Genomic DNA, 20,208 nt, shown 5'->3' on the forward strand with positions numbered 1-20,208 from the left:
CATGGCCAAGACAATCAAGGTGGCGCTGGCCGGTGCGGGCGCCTTCGGCATCAAGCACCTCGATGGCATCCGGAACATCGACGGCGTGGAGGTGGTCTCGGTCATTGGCCGCGAGCTGGACAAGACCAAGGAGGTGGCGGCCAAGTACGGCATCGCCCATGTCACCACCGACCTGGCCGACAGCCTGGCCCTGTCCGAGGTGGACGCGGTGATCCTCTGCACCCCCACCCAGATGCATGCCAGCCAGACCCTGGCCTGCCTGCGCGCCGGCAAGCATGTGCAGGTGGAGATTCCGCTGTGCGACGTGCTGGCCGACGGCGAGGAGGCCGTGCGCGTGGCCGAGGCCAGCGGCCTGGTGGCGATGTGCGGCCACACCCGCCGCTTCAACCCCAGCCACCAGTGGGTGCACAACAGGATCACCGCCGGCCAGTTCCACATCCAGCAGATGGATGTGCAGACCTATTTCTTCCGCCGCACCAACATGAACGCGCTGGGCCAGGCCCGCAGTTGGACCGACCACCTGCTGTGGCACCACGCGGCGCACACCGTCGACCTGTTCGCCTACCAGGCGGGCAGCCCGATCGTGCAGGCCAACGCCATCCAGGGCCCGATCCACCCGACGCTGGGCATCGCGATGGACATGAGCATCCAGCTCAAGGCTGCCAACGGCGCGATCTGCACGCTGAGCCTGTCGTTCAACAACGACGGTCCGCTGGGCACCTTCTTCCGCTACATCGGCGACACCGGCACCTACATCGCCCGCTACGACGACCTGTTCAACGGCAAGGACGAGAAGATCGACGTCAGCCAGGTGGCGGTCAGCATCAACGGCATCGAGCTGCAGGATCGCGAGTTCTTTGCGGCCATCCGCGAAGGCCGCCAGCCCAACAGCAGCCTGGCCCAGGTGCTGCCCTGCTACCAGGTGCTGCACAAGCTGGAACAGCAGCTGAACGCCGCCGGTTGACGCGATGAGCCTGCCGCAGCGCCGCATCGGCCCCTTCACCGTCTCGGCCATCGGGCTGGGCTGCATGAACCTGAGCCATGCCTACGGCGCGCCGCCGCCAGTGGCCGATGCCGATGCCGAGCGGCTGCTGCTGCAGGCGCTGGATGCCGGCATCACGCTGTTCGACACCGCCGCGCTGTACGGTTTCGGTGCCAACGAGACGCTGGTGGGCCGGGTGCTGAAGCCGCACCGCCAGCGCATCACGCTGTGCAGCAAGGGTGGCATGAGCGGCCAGCCCGTGGGGCAGGGCGGGGCGCTGCAGCGGGTGATCGACGGCCGGCCCGAGGCCATCCGCCGCGATGTCGAGGCCAGCCTGCAGCGCCTGGGCACCGACGTCATCGATCTGTACTACCTGCACCGCTGGCACAAGGCCGTGCCCATCGAAGACTCGGTGGGAGAAATGGCCAGGCTGCAAGCCGAAGGCAAGCTGCGCGCGCTGGGCTTGAGCGAGGTATCCGCCACCACGCTTCGCCGCGCACACGCCGTGGCGCCGATCACCGCGGTGCAGAGCGAATACTCGTTGTGGAGCCGCAACGCCGAGATCGCGGTGCTGGCGGAATGCCACCGCATCGGCGCAGCCTTCGTGGCCTTCAGCCCGGTGGCCCGTGCCTACCTGACCGGCACCCTGCGTGATGTGTCGGCCTTCGACGCCAAGGACATCCGCCGCGCGATGCCGCGCTTTGCGCCGGCCACCTATGCCGCCAACCTGGTGCTGCTGGAACCGTACGCGGCCATCGCGCAGCAGGCCGGCTGCAGCCAGGCGCAACTCGCGTTGGCCTGGCTGCTGGCCCAGGGCGAGCACATCGTGCCCATCCCCGGCACGGTGAATCCAGACCACTTGGCCGAGAACCTGGGCGCCGCCACGGTGCAACTGTCACCGCAGGTGCTGGCACAGCTGGACGCGCTTTTCCAGCCGCAGGTCATCCATGGCCCGCGCTACAACGCCCAGAACCAGGCCGAGATCGACACCGAAGACTTTCCAGGCACCGCCCACGGTGGCTGACGGGCTGGACGGCAACAACACAACCCGGCCTGCGTGGAACGCTGCCAGGGCTTTCTGAATCCCAGTCAGACCAAACCGGGCGCGAACCCGGCCATCGCCATCAGGGCTTGCTGCCGCCTTCGGCGTCGGCTTCCTTGCAGCTGGGCGAGCAGACGAACTGCGCCTTGCCCAGCAACCGCCGGCTCTTCAGCTGGCTGCGCGGCCGGTGTTTGCCGCAGAGGAAGCAGGACATCGTGGCAGCGCCGAAAGCGCCAGCCGCGGTGAATGGAGAACCAGGAGTCTTGCTGCGATAACGCAGGCCGTCGGAATCGATGGAGGTCTTGGTATCGGCTTTGGCCATGGGTGTGCGCGGGGCGGGCGTTGAAGTGGCTGTGCAGGGACCTGCACGTCACTGCGGCTGAATACTGAAGATCCGGCCCAGATGCATGCATTATGCCACAGGTCGTTTATTTGACATAATATACATCGTCGCGGTTTTGGACAAGGTGAGGTGCATGCCCTGAGCGCAGCCACACCGCCTGCCAGTCCATCTGACTGGCCATCTCCGACACCAGCAGCGTTGCCGCCCGCCCGGGCCTCACCACTCCGGGTTCACCGGCCCGATGGGCAAACCGGCCGTCCACTCCGCTGCGGGTGCGGCCGCCGGCGGCGCCACCGGCGCGGGTGCCACGGCAGCCTGCAGCCGGCTGCGATCGCCGGGTTCACGGCACAAGACCACCAGTTGCGCGGGACGCCGCGGCGGCTCGACCCAGGCGGCCAGCGTCTTCATGGTGCTGCGCCAGCGCCCGGCCTCGGCCTCCGGCGGCAGGCTGTGGCCGGCTTCGCGCACGATCTCGCCGCCCAGCGGACAGAGGCGTTGAGCCTCGCGCCGCAATCGGTGCACGTCGCCACCATTCAATTCGTAGGCCGAGACGTCGCTTCGGCCGGTGGCCAGTTGCCGCACATCGGACTGGGTGGCGCAGCCGGCCAGCCCCAGTGCCAGCACCGACAGCAGACAGGCGCCAGCAGCGCGCGGCCGATCAGATGCCATCGTCGGGCTCGCCGGCGTCAGCACTCTGGTCGGCGGCATCGTCGCCACCGTCCGGCGCACCACCGAGCAGCGGCTTGTCCAGCGGGCGGCAGACACGGCGGTGCAAGCGCTCCAGCCGGTCCGACGCCTCGATCTGCGCCAGCACGGCCTGCGGGTCGATCATCAGCGCAAAGGGATTGACGTTGCGGCGCAGCGGTTGCATGGTGGATCCTGGGTGGTCACGGCGGTTTGCCTGTGAATCCACTGTAGGACGCCACCCTTGTCAGCTGAAGTCGGTCCAGCGACATGCCGCGTGTCAGCGTTTGGATGACAGCCGCGTCAGCGCGGCCGGGCCCGTGCCTGGCGGTCAGCGGGCGCTGGCGGCCAGGCGTGCGGCCAACGACTCGCGGGCGGCGCGCTGTGCAAAGTCTGCCGGGCCCAGGTTGAGGTCGTTGCGCAGGCGCACATCAGCGCCCTGCTTCAGCAGCGCCGTCACGGCATCCTCCGGCCCGTACTGCGCCGCCATCATCAGCGGCGTGGTGCCGTTCGGCGAGCGTGCGTCGACGCGCGCACCACGGGTCAGGAGCACGGCGAGTGCCTTGCTGCCCGGCGCGGCCGCTGCGTAATGCAGCGGCGTCCAGCCCGCCTGGCCGCCTTCGGCCAGGCCTTCGATGCGGGCGCCCTTGTCCAGCAGCCGCGTCACCCAGGCATCGTGGTCGCGCAGGGCGGCCATCATCAGCGCGGTCTCGCCGGCATTGTTGGGCAGATCGAGGCGGATCTGCGGATGGTCGACCAGCACCTGGGCGACCTTGAAGGCGCCGTCGCGCTGGCTCAGGTACAGCAGATTCTGGCCCTTTTCATCCCGGCTGTTGGGGTCGAACCCGCGGGCCAGCAAGTCGGCGACCGTGTGCGCATCGTCGTTGATGACGGACTTGAAGAAGTCCTCGTAAGCCCCTGCCCAGCTTGAAGAAACGCCGATTGTCAAAACAAGTTGGGCGAGAAATCGAAGGTAACGCTTGAACATGCTCAGGTCTCCGTGGCGGGCGCAGGCAGCTGGAACAGGGCTTCGAAATTGCGGCTGGTGGCAGCCGCCACCACCTCCACCGGCACGCCTTTGATGCGCGCCAGTTCCGCCGCCACATGCGGCACCCAGGCCGGGCTGTTGGTCTTGCCGCGGTGCGGCACCGGCGCCAGGTAGGGGCTGTCGGTCTCGATCAGGCAGCGGTCCAGCGGCACGAAAGCGGCCACGTCGCGCAAGGCCTGGGCGGTCTTGAAGGTCAGGATGCCGGAGAACGAAATCATGAAACCCAGGTCCAGGGCAGCGCGCGCCACCTCGGCGGTCTCGGTGAAGCAGTGGAACACGCCGGTCAACGCGCCGCGGGCGCCGGCCTGGGCGCTGCGCAGCATGGCCACGGTGTCGTCCGATGCGCTGCGGGTGTGGATCACCAGCGGCTTGGCCACCGCCTGCGCCACCGCGATGTGCACCGCAAAGCGCGCCCGCTGCCAGGCCATGTCGTCCACACTGCGGCCGTTCAGGCGGTAGTAGTCCAGGCCCGTCTCGCCAACGCCCACCACCCTGGGCAACTCGGCCAAGGCCCGCAGCCCGCCGATGTCGGGCTCGGCCACGCCCTCGTTGTCGGGATGCACACCGGCGGTGCACCAGAAGTTGTCATGCGCCAGGGCCAGCGCATGCACGGTGGCGAACTCTTCCAATGTGGTGCAGATGACCAGGGCGCGGTCGACGCGGGCGGCGGCCATGTCGGCGCGCACCGCATCGATGCGGCCGTGCAGGTCCGGGAAGCTGAGGTGGCAGTGGGAGTCGACGAACATGGGATGGGGCCGCACCGGCGCCGCGCTGCAGCGGCGGCCAGGCTCAGACGGTCTGCGTCGGCCGGGACGAGGAGATCTGCGTGCCCAGGATCTCCTCGATCTTGAGCTTCAACAGGCGGGTCTTGTCGTCGGCGGGGAAGCGCACGCCCACGCCCTGGGTGCGACCGCCCGAGGCGTTGGCCGGCGTGATCCAGGCCACCTTGCCGGCCACCGGGTAGCGCTGCGGATCGTCGGGCAGCGACAACAGCAGGTAGATATCTTCGCCCAACCGGTAGGGCTTCTGCGTGGGCACGAACAGGCCGCCGTCGTTGAGCAGTGGAATGTAGGCGGCATACAGCGCGCCCTTCTCGCGGAACACCAGCTGGATGACGCTGGGCCGGGCGCCCGCGGCCGCCGCGCCATTGGCATTGGTGGCCACGCCGCCCGCGCCGGCGGACGCCAGGCCGCTGCTCGCACCGAAGGGGGCGGAATCGCTCATCGCGCCGAGTGTAGCGAAGCGCCGCGGGCTGGCGCGGGTGCCGGCCACACGGCCGCTGCCTGCGACACCAGCGACTCCACCAACAGCGCCGCGCTCCAGGGGTGCTCGTCATGCCGGGCCACCCTGAGCAGCGCCTGCTGCCAGGTGCGCAGTGCCGCCAGATCGGTGCCACCCGGCAGGCCGGCGGCGGCGAAGAAGCGCGGTGCGCCGCCGGCGGCCTGCACCTGGGCGTCATGCGCCAGCTTCAGCAGCAGTTCCACCACCCGCGGGATCGGCCGGCCTTGCAGCGCTGCGGCATCGCCCGCCGCCACCCGGCGTGGCAGACCCGACAGCAGCGCCGGCGTGAAACCCTCCTGCACCCAGGCCAAGGCCTCCAGTGGGCTGCCGCCAGCCAGGGCCAGCAGGGCCTCGGGCGCGTCCAGCCCCTGCCCCAGCAACCAGGCGCGGGCCTGGTCCACCGGCGGCAGGGCGATGCGCAGGCGCTGGCAGCGGCTGCGCACGGTGGGCAGCAGGTGCTCGGGGTCGGCACTGGTCAGCAGCACCCGCATCTGGCCGGGCGGCTCTTCCAACGTCTTCAGCAGCGCATTGGCCGCCGACAGGTTGAGCGCATCGGCCGGGTGCAGCAGAAGCACCTTGGCGCGGCCGCGGCCGCTGGTCTGCTGGGCCCAGTCGATGGCGGCGCGCACCTGGTCGATGCGCAGCTCGCGGCTGGGCTTGGCCTCGCCCTTGGGTGCGATGTAGTCGTCCTCGTCGGTCCAGCCGCGCTGCACCCGCAGCGCGGCTGGCAGCACCAGGCGCAGGTCCGGATGCGCACGTGTGGCCACCAGGTGGCAGCTGGCGCAGCGTCCGCAGGCGCGGGCCGCGGCGGTTCCGGCGGGCACCGATTCACACAGCAGCGTCTGCGCCAGCAGCACCGCCATGTCGAAGTGGCCGGCGCCGGCCGGGCCGTGGATCAGCAGCGCGTGGGCGCCGGCCAGTTGCCGGGCGGCGGCCAGGCCATCGGCCAGCCAGGGCAGCGGCAACTGCCCGTCGGGCTGCACGCCCAGCGGCGCGGCCGGGCCGTCGCGCAGCGCGGCATCGGCCTTGGCCATCAGCCGCCCTGCCCTGCAGCCAGCGGCCGGCCGAAGACCGCCTGGTGCACCGCCGCCCACACCACGTCACGCGGCTGGTCGGCATCGATGCGCACGAAGCGCTGCGCGTCGGCCTCGGCGCGGCGGGCATAGCCGGCGCGCACCCGGTCGAAGAAGGCCAGGTCTTCGCGCTCCAGGCGGTCGGCGTCGCGTGCGGCGGCGCGGCGCTGCGCGGCCACCGCCGGCGGCAGGTCGAACCAGACGGTGAGGTCGGGCTGCACCAGGCCACCGGCGCCATCGGCCTGCACCCAGGTTTCCAGCTGGGCCAGCACCGTGGCATCGAACCCGCGGCCGCCGCCCTGGTAGGCGAAGGTGGCGTCGGTGAAGCGGTCGCACAGCACCACCTGGCCGGCGGCCAGCGCCGGCTGGATGACCGTGCGCAGGTGGTCGCGCCGGCCGGCGAAGACCAGCAGCGCCTCGGTCAGCGCATCCATGGGCTGCTGCAGGAACAGGCTGCGCAGCTGCTCGGCCAGCGGCGTGCCGCCGGGCTCGCGGGTCAGCAGCACGGTGTGGCCCTGGGCGCGCAGCGCCGCGGCCAGCGCGTCGATGTGCGAGGACTTGCCGGCACCGTCGATGCCTTCGAAGCTGATGAAGCGGCCACCGCTCATGGCTTGGCCGCGGCTGGAGGGATGCCGCGCTGGTACTGGTTCACCGCACGATTGTGCGCTGCCAGGTCGGCGCTGAAGACGCTGCTGCCGTCGCCCCGCGCCACGAAGTACAGCGCCGGCGTGGCCGCGGGCTGCACCGCCGCGCGCAGCGAAGCCAGCCCCGGCATGGCGATCGGCGTGGGCGGCAGGCCGCGGCGGGTGTAGGTGTTGTAGGGCGTGTCGGCGAGCAGGTCGCGCTTGCGCAGGTTGCCATCGAACGCCTCGCCCAAGCCGTAAATCACCGTCGGGTCGGTCTGCAGCGGCATGCCGATGCGCAGCCGGTTGATGAAGACACCGGCCACCAGGCCGCGGTCGGCCGGCCGGCCGGTCTCCTTCTCGACGATGGAGGCCAGCACCAGCGCCTGCTCCGGCGTCTGCAGCGGCAGGTCGGGCGCGCGGGCGGCCCACACCTCGGCCAGGCGCCGGGTCTGCATCGCGGCGGCGCGCTTGAGCACCGTCAGGTCGCTGACGCCGCGGCTGTACAGGTAGGTGTCGGGGAAGAAGCGGCCCTCGGCCGGCACGCCGGGCAGGCCGATGGCGGTCATCAGATCGGCCTCGGACAGCGCCGCGCCCTGCTGCTTCAGGTGCGGTGCCGCGGCCAGCGCAGCGCGGAACTGGCGGAAGGTCCAGCCTTCGATCAGCCGCACCCGCTCGAAGGCCTCGTCACCCTGCACCATGCGCGCCAGCAGGCTGCGCGGCGTGGCGCCGGGCTCGATCTCGTAGCTGCCGGCGCGGATGCGACGGGCATCGCCGCTGAAGCGGAACCAGGCGTAGAGCCAGTCGGCCTCGGTCTGCACGCCGGCGCGCACCCAGGCGGCGGCCACCTCGCGCGGTGGCGTGCCGGGTTCGATCGACAGCTCCACCGCCGGCGTGGCCAGCGTCAGCGGGTGGTCCAGCCACCAGCGCACCGCGCCGGCCGCCGCCAGGGCGGCCAGCAGCAGGACGAGCAGGGACCAACGGATCAGGCGCCAGAGCATCTTGCAGGGCGGAACCGGTGGCCGCAGCGCCGGCAGGGTGGAGGGGGCGTGATGATAATGGGACGCATGACTGCCACCACTGCTCTCCAGGGCGCGCTGCGCCTGACCGACTGGGGCCTGATCCGCGCCCAGGGCCCCGATGCCGCCAGCTTCCTGCATGGCCAGCTGACGCAGGACACCAACAGCCTGCGCGAAGGCACGGCCCGGCTGGCCGGCTACTGCTCGGCCAAGGGCCGGCTGATGGCCAGCTTCATCGTCTGGCGCGGCGATGCCGACACGCTGTACCTGGCCTGCAGCGCCGACCTGCTGGCGCCCACGCTGAAGCGGCTGTCGATGTTCGTGCTGCGCGCCAAGTGCAAGCTCAGCGATGCCAGCGCCGACCTGCCGCTGTACGGCCTGGCCGGCACCGAGGCCGCCGCCTGGCTGGGCGATGCCGCGCCAACCACCCTCTGGGCCAGCGCCAACCTGGGCACCGGCCAGGTGATCCGCCTGCCGGATGTGGATGGCACGCCGCGCTGGCTGCTGGCCCAGCCGGCCGAGGTACCCGCGCCCACCCTGCCTGCGCTGGCCGCCAACGACTGGGCCGCGCTGGAAGTGCGCAGCGGCGTGGTGCGCATCACCGCCGCCACGGTGGAGCAGTTCGTGCCGCAGATGGTGAACCTGGAACTGGTGGGTGGCGTCAACTTCCAGAAGGGCTGCTACCCGGGCCAGGAGATCGTGGCGCGCAGCCAGTACCGCGGCACGCTGAAGCGCCGCAGCCTGGTGTTTCACAGCGCCGCGCCGCTGGCCATCGGTCAGGAGGTGTTCCACAGCGACGACCCGGCCCAGCCCGCCGGCCTGGTGGCGCTGGCCGCCTCGCGGCCCGACGGCGGCAGCAGCGCGCTGGTGGAGATCAAGCTGTCGGCGCTGGACGGTGGCAGCCTGCATGCCGGCGCGGCCGACGGCCCGCTGCTGCAGCGCGGCAACCTCCCCTATCCCATTCCGGCCGACCAAGGCTGAATGGCACGGCGGCTGTACGTCTACTACCGCGTGCCGCAGGCGCTGCTGGCCGCCACCGTGGCGGCGGTGCGGCAAGTGCAGACCGCGCTGGCAGCCGCGCATCCCGGCCTGCAGACCGAACTGCTGCGCCGGCCCGAGCTGCGCGACGGCGAGGTCACCTTGATGGAGACCTACGCCGGCCCGCTGAGCGAGGCGGTGTTCGCAGCGATCACCCAGGCGACAAGCGCCCTGCCTCAGCCGCGCCACAGTGAGTGGTTTCAGCCGCTGGAGTGAACGACATGCGCCCTGATGACTTCCGCGCCCTGCTGCAACGCTTCTGTGCCGCGGCCGAGGCGGGCGACGGCGATGCCTTCGCCGCCTGCTTCACGCCCGATGGTGTCTACCACGACTACATCTACGGCGACCACACCGGCCGCGCCAGCATCGCCCACATGCTGACCGACCTGTTCCGCCGCGATGCCGGGCCCGACTACCGCTGGCAGATGTTCGATCCGGTGTGCGACGGCCAGCTGGGCTATGCCTGGTCGCTGTCGAGCTTCACCTCGCAGATCCCCGAGTTCGCCGGCCGCTTCGTGGTCATCGACGGCATGAGCCGGTTCGAACTGCACGACGGCCTGATCGCCGACTACCGGGAATCGGTGAACGGCGGCGTGGCCATGGCCCAGCTGGGCGTGGCGGCGCCGCGCATCGAGAAGGTGCTGGCGCGCTGGGGCCGGCAGTTGCGGGATCTGCCCGCCACCCAGGCCTGGCTGGCCGAGGGCAAACAGCCGCGCTGATCGCCGAGGCGGCCGCAGCCGGCCGCCGGGGCCGTCAAAGCGCCTGGCGCATCGCCAGGTGCGGGATGCCGGCTTCCTCGAACGGCTCACCTTCCACGCTGTAGCCGGCGCGCAGGTAGAACGGCGCGGCCGAAGCCTGGGCATGCAGCAGCACGCTGGCATCGCCGCGGGCCTTGGCAGCGGCCATCAGCGCGTCCAGCACCTGCCGGCCGACGCGGCTGCCACGCTGGCTGGGCAGCACCGCCATGCGGCCGATCTTGGCCACGCCGGGCTGGTACGCCAGCAGCCGGCCGGTGGCCAGCGCCAGGCCCAGGCGGTTGCGGGCCACCGCATGCACGCAGCCGGCGTCGCCCGCATCCCATTCCAGTTCGGCCGGAATGCCCTGCTCGTCGACGAACACCGCCTTGCGGATGGCTGCGGCCTCGGTGCCCAGCGTGGCCCAGTCGCCCACCTGCACCGTCACCATGGTCTCGCCCGCCTCGAAGGCGCCCACCACGTCGCGGAAGGCCTGCGGGATGGGCTGGCTGGTCTGGGTGGCCGGGTCGGCGAACACATAGACCAGCTCGCCGCTGACCAGCAGCGCATCGCCGCGGAACACGGCGCACTGCAGCAGCATCGAGGAGTTGCCGAAGCGCGCCATCCGCACGCCGACGTCGATCAAATCGTCCAGCCGGGCCGAGGCGTGGTACTCCAGGCTGGACTTCTTGACGTAGAAGTCGCCCTGCAGCGTGGCCATCGTCGCTGCATACGGCAAGGCCATCGCCCGCCACCAGCCACTGATGGCGGTGTCGAAGTACATCAGGTAATGGCCGTTGAAGACGATCTGCTGGGCGTCGATCTCGGCCCAGCGCACACGCAGGCGCTCGAAGTGGCGGAATTGGGAACGGGCGATGGTCATGGCGTCATTGTCCAGGCTGCGCGCAGCGCATCGGCCGCGGCCTGCTGGGCCTGGCCAGCCTCCTTCAGCGCGCGGCCCATCTTGATGAAGTCATGCGTCATGCCGCGCACCAGTTCCAGGTCGACCGGCACGCCGGCCATGCGCAGCCGGTCGGCATAGGCGATGCCTTCGTCCACCAGCGGGTCGCATTCGGCCAGCAGCAGCCAGGCCGGCGCCACGCCGTCCAGGTCGTCGGCCAGCAGCGGGGCAAAGCGCCAATCCGTGCGGTGGTGGTGGTCGATGTAGTGGTCGAAGAACCAGCTGACATTGGCCGCATCCAGCAGGAAGCCATTGGCGAACAGCCGGTGCGACGGCGTGTCCTGGTGGGCGGTGGTGCCGGGGGTGATCAGCAGTTGCAGCGCCAGTGGCAGGCCGCAGTCGCGGGCATGCAGGGCGGCCACCGCGGCCAGCGTGCCGCCGGCGCTGTCGCCGCCCACGGCCAGGCGGCTGCCGTCCAGGCCCAGCGCCGCCGCGCCGGGCCCGGCCAGCCAGTGCAGCGCCGCCCAGGTATCGTCCACCGCGGTGGGAAAGCGGTGCGCGGGCGCCAGCCGGTAGTCCAGCGCCAGCACCGCGCCGCCCGAGCGCAGCGCCAGCTGCCGGCACAGGCTGTCGTGGGTCTCCAGCCCGCCGATGACAAAGCCGCCGCCGTGCAGGTACAGCAGCACCGGCAGCCGGTCATGGTTGGGCGCATAGAGCCGGGCCGGCAGCGGCGTGCCATCGGCGGCGGGCACGGTGATGTCCTGCACACGTGCCAGCGGCGCGCGCGGCGGCTCCAGCACCTCGGCGGCCTTGTCGTAGGCGGTGCGGGCCTCGGCCGGCGTCATCGCATGGAAGGGCACCCGCTGGGCGCGGCGGATGCGGTCGAGCAGGCCGGCCATGGCCGGGGTCAGCAGGGTGGAGGCAGTCACCGGCAGCACAGTCTTGGGGCGGGGCCGCAAGCATACTTGCGGGTTTCCAGACACACCGCCGGAGACGCCCGCATGGCCCGCATCCTGTACCTGACCCAGATCGAGATCGACCACGGCGCCCGCCGCTGCCTGCCCGAAGAGTGCCAGCGCGTGGGCATGAAGAAGCCGCTGGTCGTCACCGACCCCGGCGTGCGCGCGGCCGGCGTGCTGGACATGGCCCTGGCCGCGCTGGGCGACCTGCCGCATGCGGTGTTCGACCAGACGCCCAGCAACCCGACCGAAGCCGGCGTGCGCGCAGCACTGGCCATCTACCGGGCCCAGGGCTGCGACGGCCTGATCGCCGTGGGCGGCGGCTCCAGCATCGACCTGGCCAAGGGCCTGGCCATCCTGGCTGCGCACCAGGGTCCGGTGGATGGAGCGCTGAAGACCTACGCCACCATCGAAGGCGGCAGCCCGAGGATCCCCGACACCGTGCCGCCGCTGATCGCCGTGCCCACCACCGCCGGCACCGGCAGCGAGGTGGCGCGCGGCGCCATCGTCATCGTCGACGACGGCCGCAAGCTGGGCTTCCACAGCTGGCACCTGATGCCCAAGGCCGCCATCCTCGACCCCGAGCTGACCCTGGGCCTGCCCGCCTGGCTGACGGCGGCCACCGGCATGGACGCCATCGCCCACTGCCTGGAGACCTTCATGGCACCGGCGGTCAACCCGCCGGCCGACGGCATCGCGCTGGACGGCCTGGCCCGCGGCTGGGCCCACATCGAGCGCGCCACCACCCACGGTGGCGACCGCGATGCCCGCTGGGCCATGATGAGCGCCAGCATGCAGGGCGCCATGGCCTTCCAGAAGGGCCTGGGCTGCGTGCACAGCCTCAGCCACAGCCTGGGCGGCGTGAACCCCAAGCTGCACCACGGCACGCTCAACGCCATGTTCCTGCCGGCGGTGGTGCTGTTCAACGCCCCGGCCGAAGCCATCCAGAAAGAACAGCGCCTGCAGCGCATGGCGCATGCCATCGGCATCGGCAGCTGCGATGCCAAGGGCACCGAGCTGGCCGAGGCCATCCGTGCGCTGAACGCCCGCCTGGGCCTGCCCAGCGGCCTGCGCGCGATGGGCGTGACCGAGGACCTGTTCGAGCGGGTGATCGACGGCGCCATGGCCGACCACTGCCACAAGACCAACCCCCGCATCGCCACGCGGGACGACTACCGGGCGATGCTGGCCACGTCGATGTGATCAGTCTTTCCAGAACTGGGGGGTGAACAGCACGAGGAGGCCCAAGAGCTCCAGCCGGCCCAGCAGCATGCCGAAGCTGCAGACCCAGGTCTGGAAGTCGGTCAGCCCGCCGTAGTTGCCCGCCGGCCCCACCTCGCCCAGTCCGGGGCCGATGTTGTTGACGCAGGCCACCACGGCGGTGAAGGCGGTCACCACATCCATGTCGGTGAACACCAGCAGCATGGTCAGGCTGACCAGGGTGGCGCCATAGATCATCATGTAGGCGATCACGTTCTGCATCACCTTGGGCGGCACCACGTTGCCGCCCAGCACCACCGGGTTGACCACGTTGGGATGCACGATGCGCACGAGCTCGCGCTGGGCCTGCTTCAGCAGGAGCAGCATGCGCACCATCTTGATGCCGCCGCCGGTGGACCCGGCGCAGGTGGCGAAGCAGCCCAGCAGGATCATCAGCAGCGGTGCAAACACCGGCCAGGCGCCGTAGTCCACCGACGCATAGCCGGTGGTGGTGGCCACCGAGATCACGTTGAAGGCCGCATGGCGCAGCGCCTCGCCGAAGCCATAGACGCCGTGGGCGGTGAGGAACAGCGCCACCAGCGCCACCGCCAGAACCAGCACCAGCAGGAAGCCGCGCAGCTCGATGTCGCGCCACAGCACCACCGGTGAACGCAGCCGCCAGGCGGCAAAGTACAGCGTGAAGCTGACGCCGGCCAACAGCATGAAGACGATGGCCACCGCCTCGATCAGCGGCGACTGGAAGTGGCCAATGCTGGCGTCGTACGGCGAGAAGCCGCCCAGGCCCATGGTGGTGCACATGTGCATGAAGGCATCGGCCCAGCCCATGCCGGCGGCCCGGTAGGCCAGGAAGCAGGCGCCCGAGAACAGGAAGTACACCGTCCACAGGCCACGTGCCGTCTCGGCCATGCGCGGTGTCAGCTTGTGGTCCTTCAGCGGGCCGGCGGTCTCGGCCTTGAACAGCTGCGATGCGCCCACGCCCAGCAGCGGCAGCACCGCCACCGCCAGCACGATGATGCCCAGCCCGCCGATCAGCACCATGAAGCAGCGCCAGACGTTCACGCTCATCGGCAGCTTGTCCAGCCCGGTGAGCACGGTGCCGCCGCTGGCCGTCAGGCCCGACATGGCCTCGAAGTAGGCATCGGTGGCGCTGAGCCCGGGGATGGCCAGCCACAGCGGCAGCGCGGCGAAGGCCGGCAGCAGCGTCCAGGTCAGGCCCACCAGCACGAAGCCGTCGCGCGGCTGCAGCTCGCGGCGGTAGCGGCGGGTCACCAGGCTCAGGCCCAGGCCGGCGGCCAGGGTGATGATGGTGGCGCTGGCAAACGGCTGCACGCCGCTGTCGCGCTGCACCAGTGCAAAGACCAGCGGCACCAGCAGCATGGCAGCGAACAGCACCACCATGCGGCCCACCAGGGCGACGACAGCCAGCGGGGAATGCATCGCGGCGGCCTCAGAACAAGAAGGTGGCGCCGACCTGGAACAGCTTCTCCACCTCGCGCACCTGGCGCTTGCGCGGCACGAAGACGATCACATGGTCGTCGCGCGCGATCACCGTGTCGTGGTGGGGAATGATCACCTGCGGCGGCTGCGGCTGGCCGTCCGGTCCGGCGGCCTCGGTGCCGCGCACGATGGCGCCGATCTCCGCCCCCGGCGGCAGCGGAATCTGGTCGATGCGCCGACCCACCACCTTGCTGGTCTTGCGGTCGCCGCGGGCCACGGCCTCCAGCGCCTCGGCGGCGCCGCGGCGCAGGCTGTAGACGGCCTCCACGTCGCCGCGGCGCACATGGGCCAGCAGCTCGCCGATCACCGTCTGCGCCGGGCTCAGCGCCACGTCGATCTGGGTGCCCTGCACCAGCTCGGCATAGGCGCGGCGGTTGATCAGCGCCACCACCCGGCCCGCGCCCATGCGCTTGGCCAGCAGGCAGGACATGATGTTGTCTTCGTCGTCGTTGGTCACGGCGATGAACAGGTCGGTGTCCTGCACCTGCTCCTGCTCCAGCAGGTCTTCGTCGGTGGCGTCGCCGCACAGCACCAGCACCTCGCTGCCCAGTTGGGTGCTCAGGTACTCGCAGCGCTCGCGGTTCGGCTCGATCAGCTTGATGCGGTACTGGCCCTGGATGTGCCGCGCCAGCCGCAGGCCCACGCGGCCGCCGCCGGCGATCATCACCCGCCGCACCGGCGCATCGCGCAGCCGCAAGGTGTCCAGCACGCGGCGGATGTCGGCGGTGGCGGCCAGCACGAAGACCTCGTCACCCGGCTCGATGCGGGTGTTGCCGTCACACACCACCCGCTGGTCGTTGCCATGGGCGTCCTGGCGGTAGATGGCGACGAAGCGCATCGCCACGTCAGGCACCAGCTGCGGCAGCTCGGAGATCACGTGGCGCACCATCGGCCCGCCCCCCACCACCCGCACCGCCAGCATGCTGACGGCACCGCCGGCGAACTCCAGCACCTGCAGCGCTTCCGGGTATTCGATCAGCTTGCGGATGGTGGCGGTGACCGATTCCTCCGGGCACAGCACCGCGTCCACTGCAAAGCCTTCCACCGCCAGCAGCGGGCTGCCCTGCTGCAGCTCGGCCGAGCGCAGCCGGGCGATGCGGGTGGGGATCCCGAACTGGCTGTGTGCCACCTTGCAGGCCACCAGGTTGGTCTCGTCGGCCGATGCGCAGGCGATCAGCATGTCGGCATCGCGGGCGCCGGCGGCCTCCAGCACCGAGGGCTGGATGCCGTTGCCGGCCACACCCCGCAGATCCAGCCGCTCCTGCAGGCCGCGCAGGCGCTCGGGGCTGGTGTCGATGACGGTGATGTCGTTCTTCTCGCTCACCAGGCTCTCGGCCACGCTCTCGCCCACGCGGCCGGCGCCCAGGATGATGATGTTCATGGGCGCGCATGATACGAACAGGTGCAACTGGTCGGCCGCTGGCGCAGCCCGTCGCACGCCGCTTGGGCATCGGAGCGTGCAGGCGATATGGTGTGCTACATCAGCAACACACCGGATGCCTGCATGCAGCCCTGGCACCAGCAACTGCCCATCTACCAGCAACTCGCCGACCAGCTGGCCGCCCGCCTGCTGGACGGCGAACTCACCGAGGGCGAGCCCATGCCCTCGGTGCGCGCGCTGGCCAGCCGCTACCTGCTGAACCCGCTGACCGTCAGCCGCGCGCTGCAGGCGCTGGACGAGGACGGCCTGCTGGAGAACCGCCGCGGCCTGGGCCTGTACGTGCGGCCGGGTGCCCGCGAGCGGCTGCGCGAGGCCGCGCGCGAGCGCTTCCTGGCCAGCGAATGGCCGGCGCTGCGCGCCCGGCTGCAACGCCTGGGCATCACCCCCCACGACCTCGACTGGAACCCCTGACATGACTGCGCTGATCGAGGCCCAAGGCCTGACACTGCACTACGGCCGCAAGCAGGCCCTGGACGACCTCGCCTTCACCGTGCAGCCCGGCCGGGTGGTGGGCCTGCTGGGCCACAACGGCGCCGGCAAGACCTCGCTGATGAAGGCCCTGGTGGGCCTGCATGCCGCCGAAGGCCGGCTGCAGGTGCTGGGCCGCGACCCCTACCGCGACCGCGTGGCCCTGCTCGACGACCTGGCCTACATCCCCGACGTGGCCATCCTGCCGCGCTGGGCCAAGGTGTCGCAGCTGGTCACGCTGATGGCCGGCCTGCACCCGAGGTTCTCGGCCGAGCGGGCGCGCACCCTGCTGCGCCGCACCAGCGTGGGCCTGGGCGACACGGTGAAGAACCTCAGCAAGGGCATGGTGGTGCAGGTGCACCTGGCCCTGGTGGCGGCCATCGACGCGAAGCTGATGATCCTGGACGAGCCCACGTTGGGGCTGGATGTGCTGTCACGCAAGGCCTTCTACGAGATGCTGATCGACGAGTGGTGCGACGGCCAGCGCAGCGTGCTGATCTCCACCCACCAGGTCGAGGAGATCGAGACCCTGCTGTCGGACGTGCTGATGCTCAACGAGGGCAAGCTGGTGCTGTCGCTGAGTCTGGAGGACATCGACCGCCGCTTCGTCGCCCTGGGCCATGACCCGGCGGTGGCCGACACCATGGCCGCCGCCCACCCGCTGCTGCGCTACCGGGTGCAGGGCGGCAACGCCGCACTGTTCGACGGCGCGCCGCCGCCCGAGGTGGCGGCGCTGGGCCAGCGGCTGCGGCCCAGCCTGGTCGACCTGTTCGTGGCGCTGACCCGCCGTCCCGAGATCAACCCCAGTCAACCCCAGTGAGCACCGCCGCCATGGACCGATTCACCCGCTTCCGCACCCTGCTGCTGCGTGAATGGATGCAGCACCGCACCGGCTGGCTGGTGCTGATGGCCCTGCCCAGCCTGGTGATGCTGGGCCTGGGCCTGCTCGACCGCGAGGCGGTGCAGATCGGCTCGGTCGACGCCGGCGAACTGCAGACGCTGCCGCTGGTGCTGCAGGCGCTGGTCTGGACCGTGGCCACGCTGGCCCTGGCCGGGCTGCTGGTGGCGCTGACGCTGCTGGCCCAGCTGCCCGGGCTGGCCCGGCGCGACCAGCAGGACCGGTCGATCGAGTTCTGGCGCTCGCTGCCGGTCAGCCATGTGCAGGGCGTGGGCGCCACCGTGCTGATGCACCTGCTGCTGCTGCCGGCGGCCGCGCTGTTGGCGGGCCTGGTGGGTGCCCAACTGGTGGTGCTGGTGACGGTGGTGCTGCACCACGGCCCCCTGGCCTGGCTGCAGCTGCCCTGGGGCCTGCTGCTGCCCAGCTATGGCCTGGGCGCGCTGCGCCTGGTGCTGGGCCTGCTGCTGGGCGTGCTGTGGCTGTCGCCGTTGCTGCTGCTGACCATGGCGGCATCCGCCTGGCTCAAGCGCTGGGCGGTGCCGGTGGTGTCGGCCGCCAGCCTGCTGGGGGTGTACTGGCTGGATGCGCGCCTGCCGGTGCCGCTGGTCGGGCCCGCGTTCCGCCGCATCGGCACCGAGGCGCTGTACGCGCTGGTGGCGCCCGATCTGTTCGACGGGCCGAACCGGTTGGCGCAGAGCGGCCTGGCCGATGCCGTCGCCGGCCTGCCGATGGCGCTGCTGCAGGACACCGGCCGTGTGCTGGCCGGTGCCGCGACACCGGCCTTCGGGCTGGCCCTGGCCGGCGGTGTGCTGGGCTTCGCCCTGCTGGTGCTGCGGCGCCAGCGCGCAGTCTGACCGCTGGCGCAGCCTCAGGATCGGCCGGCCGCGGCCGAAAACACAGGCATGCAGCACGCTGCGCGCATGCGCGACCGGCCCGGTGACCAACTGGCCGCCAGGGGCGGCCGGCTGCTGGCGCGCGCCGTGCTGGCGCTGGCGGCCTCGGGCCTGCTGACGCCCTGGGTCGGCAACGCCCGCGCCGCCGACCGCCCGGCCTGGCAGGCCGAGGTCGACGCTGCGATGCAGGACGACCCGCGCACCACCATGGCCGACCTGCAGGCGCGCCTGCAAGCCACCCAAGCTGCGTCCGACCGCTTCTGGACCCTGCTGGCCCTGGCACGCACGCAGAACCAGCTGGAACAGAGCGCCGACGCCGTGGCCACCACCCAGCAGGCCGCCGAGGCGCTGCGCGCCGACACCAGCGCCAGCGCCAGCCAGCGGCTGTGGCTGGAACTGGCGCAGCTGCAGGTCGGCTGGACCCTGGCAACCCCGGCCGATGCACAGGCCCGCCTGCGCGCACTGCAGCCGCGGGTGGCAGCGCAGACCGATCCGCATCTGCGCTGCGAATTCACCGAGCTGGAGCTGGCCCTGCTGCTGGACATCCAGAGCCTGGACGAAGCCTGGCTGGCCGCCGAGGCGGTGGAACGCTGCGGCCGTGCCACCGGTTCGGTCGAACGCGAGGCCGGCGGCATCCTGTCGCTGGGCCAGCTGGTGCGCAAGGGCCGCGGCAGCAACCTGGGCGAGGCCGACACCTTGTTCCAGCGTGCCGAGCAGGTGCTGGGCAACCGGCCGGCACGGCAGCTGCGCAGCATCATCGCCTGGGACCACGGCATCACCCTGGGCCAGGGACAGCGCTGGGACGCTGCGCTCGCGCGCCTGCGCGAAGCACAAAGCCTGTCGCGCGACATCGGCGACAGCGCCGGCGTGGCCGCGGCCAGCACCGAGATGGCCCAGCTGCACCTGCAGCGCGACCAGCCGGCGTTGGCCCTGCCGCTGCTGGCCGAATCCCGCCGCCTGCTGGCCGACACCGATGGCGGCTACCGCCTGCCCACGGTGGCACGCGCCGAGCTGCAGGCCCTGGCGCGCCTGAAGCGGCCGGAGGCGCTGGCCGCCATCGACCGCGCCCGCCGCTGGGACACCGACACCCTGCCCGCCCAGGAACGTGCCCGGCTGGTGCGGGCGATGGCCGAGGCCTATGCCTCGCAGGGGCGCTTTGCCCAGGCCTGGGCCGAGGTGCAGCGCAGCGATGCCCTGCTGGAGGCCGGCCGTCGACAGGCCACCGATGTGCAGGTCAACCGCCTGCAGGCCCGCTATGCCACCGCCCAGCGCGAGGCCGAGAACGCCGCCCTGCGCCACCGCAGCGAGACGGCCCAGCTGGCACTGGAAGCGCAGAGCGCCCGCCAGCGGGCGCTGTGGGCGGCCATCGGCACGCTGGGTCTGGGCCTGGCGGCGGTGCTGGCCTGGGGATGGCGGGCCTTCGCGCAACGCCGCCAGCTGGCCGACCTGGCCCTGCGCGACGAGCTCACCGGCCAGCCCAACCGCCGTGCTGTGACGGCCTATGCCCAGGCGCAGTTCGGCCAGGCGCGCAAGCTGGGCGTGCCGCTGTCGGTGGCGATGATCGATCTCGACCACTTCAAGCAGGTCAACGACAGCCTCGGTCATGCCGGCGGCGACGCGGTGCTGCGCGCCCTGGTGGCCGCCGCCCGCAGCGTGCTGCGCGGCCAGGACCGCCTGGGCCGCTGGGGTGGCGAGGAATGGCTGCTGGTGATGCCCGGCACCTCGGTCGCCGAGCTGCCGGCGGTGTTCGAACGGCTGCGGGCTCAGTTTGCGGCCACGCCGGCCGTGGGCGTGACCGGCCCGCACGGCTGCAGCTTCTCGATGGGCGGCGCCGAGATGCGGGCCGACACACCCAGCCTGGACGCGCTGGTGGCCGAGGCCGACCGCCAGCTCTACCAGGCCAAGGCCGACGGCCGCGACTGCCTGCGCAGCTGACGGACCGGACGTCGACCCATCAAGCAAAACGGCGTTGCCCGGAGGGGGCAACGCCGCAGTGCTTGTCTCCCCACCCCATGCCGGGGCGGGTGCCCCGGCCGGCAGGTTGTTGGCGGATCAGCCGTCGA

The 20,208-nt window shown here is 71.4% G+C and carries 23 protein-coding genes; 10 read left to right on the forward strand and 13 right to left on the reverse strand.

The annotated features are described in order from the left end of the window. Position 1: 1 nt before the first annotated feature. Both FFT10_RS01575 and FFT10_RS01580 read left to right on the forward strand, forming a co-directional pair. Positions 2–964 carry a Gfo/Idh/MocA family oxidoreductase gene (locus tag FFT10_RS01575; RefSeq protein ID WP_137731009.1) on the forward strand — a complete coding sequence of 321 codons (963 nt, stop codon included), beginning with the start codon at positions 2–4 and terminating at the stop codon, positions 962–964. Between the two features lie 10 nt (positions 965–974). Beyond that, a complete protein-coding gene (locus tag FFT10_RS01580; protein ID WP_137731466.1) occupies positions 975–2,006 on the forward strand; it encodes an aldo/keto reductase in 1,032 nt (343 codons plus the stop codon). A 100-nt stretch (positions 2,007–2,106) separates the two neighbouring features. Here the strand turns inward: FFT10_RS01580 and FFT10_RS01585 are convergent, their stop codons facing one another. From FFT10_RS01585 to mltG, 9 genes are all read right to left on the reverse strand, one after another. After that, positions 2,107–2,346 (reverse strand): hypothetical protein, encoded by a 240-nt coding sequence (locus FFT10_RS01585; RefSeq protein ID WP_137731010.1) that lies wholly within the window; start codon positions 2,344–2,346, stop codon positions 2,107–2,109. Positions 2,347–2,583: 237 nt separating this feature from the next. Further along, positions 2,584–3,036: a hypothetical protein gene (locus tag FFT10_RS01590; RefSeq protein ID WP_137731011.1), complete on the reverse strand. Its 453-nt coding sequence runs from the start codon at positions 3,034–3,036 to the stop codon at positions 2,584–2,586. After that, a complete protein-coding gene (locus tag FFT10_RS01595; RefSeq protein ID WP_137731012.1) occupies positions 3,026–3,238 on the reverse strand; it encodes a hypothetical protein in 213 nt (70 codons plus the stop codon). The genes FFT10_RS01590 and FFT10_RS01595 overlap by 11 nt, the downstream gene beginning before the upstream one ends. A 144-nt stretch (positions 3,239–3,382) precedes the next feature. Next, positions 3,383–4,039 (reverse strand): ankyrin repeat domain-containing protein, encoded by a 657-nt coding sequence (locus tag FFT10_RS01600; RefSeq protein WP_137731013.1) that lies wholly within the window; start codon positions 4,037–4,039, stop codon positions 3,383–3,385. Positions 4,040–4,041: 2 nt separating this feature from the next. Then, positions 4,042–4,845: a TatD family hydrolase gene (locus FFT10_RS01605; protein ID WP_137731014.1), complete on the reverse strand. Its 804-nt coding sequence runs from the start codon at positions 4,843–4,845 to the stop codon at positions 4,042–4,044. Positions 4,846–4,888: 43 nt separating this feature from the next. Continuing rightward, positions 4,889–5,323 (reverse strand): PilZ domain-containing protein, encoded by a 435-nt coding sequence (locus tag FFT10_RS01610; protein WP_174246063.1) that lies wholly within the window; start codon positions 5,321–5,323, stop codon positions 4,889–4,891. Then, entirely contained in the window at positions 5,320–6,414 is a 1,095-nt protein-coding gene (locus FFT10_RS01615) for a DNA polymerase III delta subunit-related protein (RefSeq protein ID WP_137731015.1), read from the reverse strand. The genes FFT10_RS01610 and FFT10_RS01615 overlap by 4 nt, the downstream gene beginning before the upstream one ends. Beyond that, positions 6,414–7,061: a dTMP kinase gene (gene tmk, locus FFT10_RS01620; protein ID WP_137731016.1), complete on the reverse strand. Its 648-nt coding sequence runs from the start codon at positions 7,059–7,061 to the stop codon at positions 6,414–6,416. Before tmk ends, FFT10_RS01615 begins: the two co-directional genes overlap by 1 nt. Next, positions 7,058–8,077 (reverse strand): endolytic transglycosylase MltG, encoded by a 1,020-nt coding sequence (gene mltG / locus FFT10_RS01625; RefSeq protein WP_137731017.1) that lies wholly within the window; start codon positions 8,075–8,077, stop codon positions 7,058–7,060. Before mltG ends, tmk begins: the two co-directional genes overlap by 4 nt. Before the next feature lie 66 nt (positions 8,078–8,143). On the opposite strand from mltG, the gene ygfZ reads away from it, so the two are divergent. From ygfZ to FFT10_RS01640, 3 genes are read left to right on the forward strand one after another with little or no spacing between them, the layout of a single operon-like run. Beyond that, the gene (ygfZ, locus tag FFT10_RS01630) at positions 8,144–9,076 is read left to right on the forward strand and encodes a CAF17-like 4Fe-4S cluster assembly/insertion protein YgfZ (protein WP_228026906.1); all 933 of its coding nucleotides are present in this window, start codon (positions 8,144–8,146) and stop codon (positions 9,074–9,076) included. After that, positions 9,077–9,349 carry a DUF4936 family protein gene (locus FFT10_RS01635; RefSeq protein WP_137731019.1) on the forward strand — a complete coding sequence of 91 codons (273 nt, stop codon included), beginning with the start codon at positions 9,077–9,079 and terminating at the stop codon, positions 9,347–9,349. It begins immediately after the preceding gene. Between the two features lie 5 nt (positions 9,350–9,354). Then, positions 9,355–9,852, forward strand: a complete 498-nt coding sequence (locus FFT10_RS01640; protein WP_137731020.1) for a nuclear transport factor 2 family protein — start codon at positions 9,355–9,357, stop codon at positions 9,850–9,852. Positions 9,853–9,886: 34 nt separating this feature from the next. Here the strand turns inward: FFT10_RS01640 and FFT10_RS01645 are convergent, their stop codons facing one another. Together FFT10_RS01645 and FFT10_RS01650 are read right to left on the reverse strand one after the other, a co-directional pair. Further along, positions 9,887–10,750, reverse strand: coding sequence for a YbgC/FadM family acyl-CoA thioesterase (locus tag FFT10_RS01645; protein WP_174246064.1), 864 nt, complete (start codon positions 10,748–10,750; stop codon positions 9,887–9,889). Continuing rightward, positions 10,747–11,667: an alpha/beta hydrolase gene (locus FFT10_RS01650; protein ID WP_137731469.1), complete on the reverse strand. Its 921-nt coding sequence runs from the start codon at positions 11,665–11,667 to the stop codon at positions 10,747–10,749. Before FFT10_RS01650 ends, FFT10_RS01645 begins: the two co-directional genes overlap by 4 nt. A 102-nt stretch (positions 11,668–11,769) precedes the next feature. On the opposite strand from FFT10_RS01650, the gene gbd reads away from it, so the two are divergent. Beyond that, positions 11,770–12,930, forward strand: coding sequence for a 4-hydroxybutyrate dehydrogenase (gene gbd, locus FFT10_RS01655; RefSeq protein ID WP_137731021.1), 1,161 nt, complete (start codon positions 11,770–11,772; stop codon positions 12,928–12,930). On the opposite strand, the gene FFT10_RS01660 is transcribed toward gbd, so the two are convergent. Both FFT10_RS01660 and trkA read right to left on the reverse strand, forming a co-directional pair. Next, entirely contained in the window at positions 12,931–14,385 is a 1,455-nt protein-coding gene (locus FFT10_RS01660) for a TrkH family potassium uptake protein (protein ID WP_137731022.1), read from the reverse strand. It lies immediately after the preceding gene. Between the two features lie 10 nt (positions 14,386–14,395). Further along, the gene (gene trkA, locus FFT10_RS01665; protein WP_265575317.1) at positions 14,396–15,964 is read right to left on the reverse strand and encodes a Trk system potassium transporter TrkA; all 1,569 of its coding nucleotides are present in this window, start codon (positions 15,962–15,964) and stop codon (positions 14,396–14,398) included. Here trkA and FFT10_RS01670 point away from each other — a divergent pair. Genes FFT10_RS01670 through FFT10_RS01685 form a run of 4 tightly spaced genes read left to right on the forward strand, consistent with a single transcriptional unit; the run spans position 15,950 to position 20,080 of the window. Continuing rightward, a complete protein-coding gene (locus FFT10_RS01670) occupies positions 15,950–16,297 on the forward strand; it encodes a GntR family transcriptional regulator (protein WP_137731024.1) in 348 nt (115 codons plus the stop codon). The two genes, trkA and FFT10_RS01670, sit on opposite strands and share 15 nt — an antisense overlap. A 1-nt stretch (position 16,298) precedes the next feature. Then, entirely contained in the window at positions 16,299–17,174 is an 876-nt protein-coding gene (locus tag FFT10_RS01675) for an ABC transporter ATP-binding protein (protein WP_137731025.1), read from the forward strand. Between the two features lie 11 nt (positions 17,175–17,185). Continuing rightward, complete coding sequence (locus FFT10_RS01680) at positions 17,186–18,106, forward strand: hypothetical protein (protein ID WP_137731026.1); 921 nt, start codon at positions 17,186–17,188, stop codon at positions 18,104–18,106. 48 nt (positions 18,107–18,154) lie between these two features. Beyond that, on the forward strand, positions 18,155–20,080 hold the full coding sequence (locus FFT10_RS01685) for a GGDEF domain-containing protein (protein ID WP_137731027.1): 1,926 nt from the start codon (positions 18,155–18,157) through the stop codon (positions 20,078–20,080). Positions 20,081–20,208 lie beyond the last annotated feature (128 nt).

The organism is Pseudaquabacterium pictum (assembly GCF_005403045.1).
Classification (GTDB): Bacteria; Pseudomonadota; Gammaproteobacteria; order Burkholderiales; family Burkholderiaceae_C; genus Pseudaquabacterium; species Pseudaquabacterium pictum.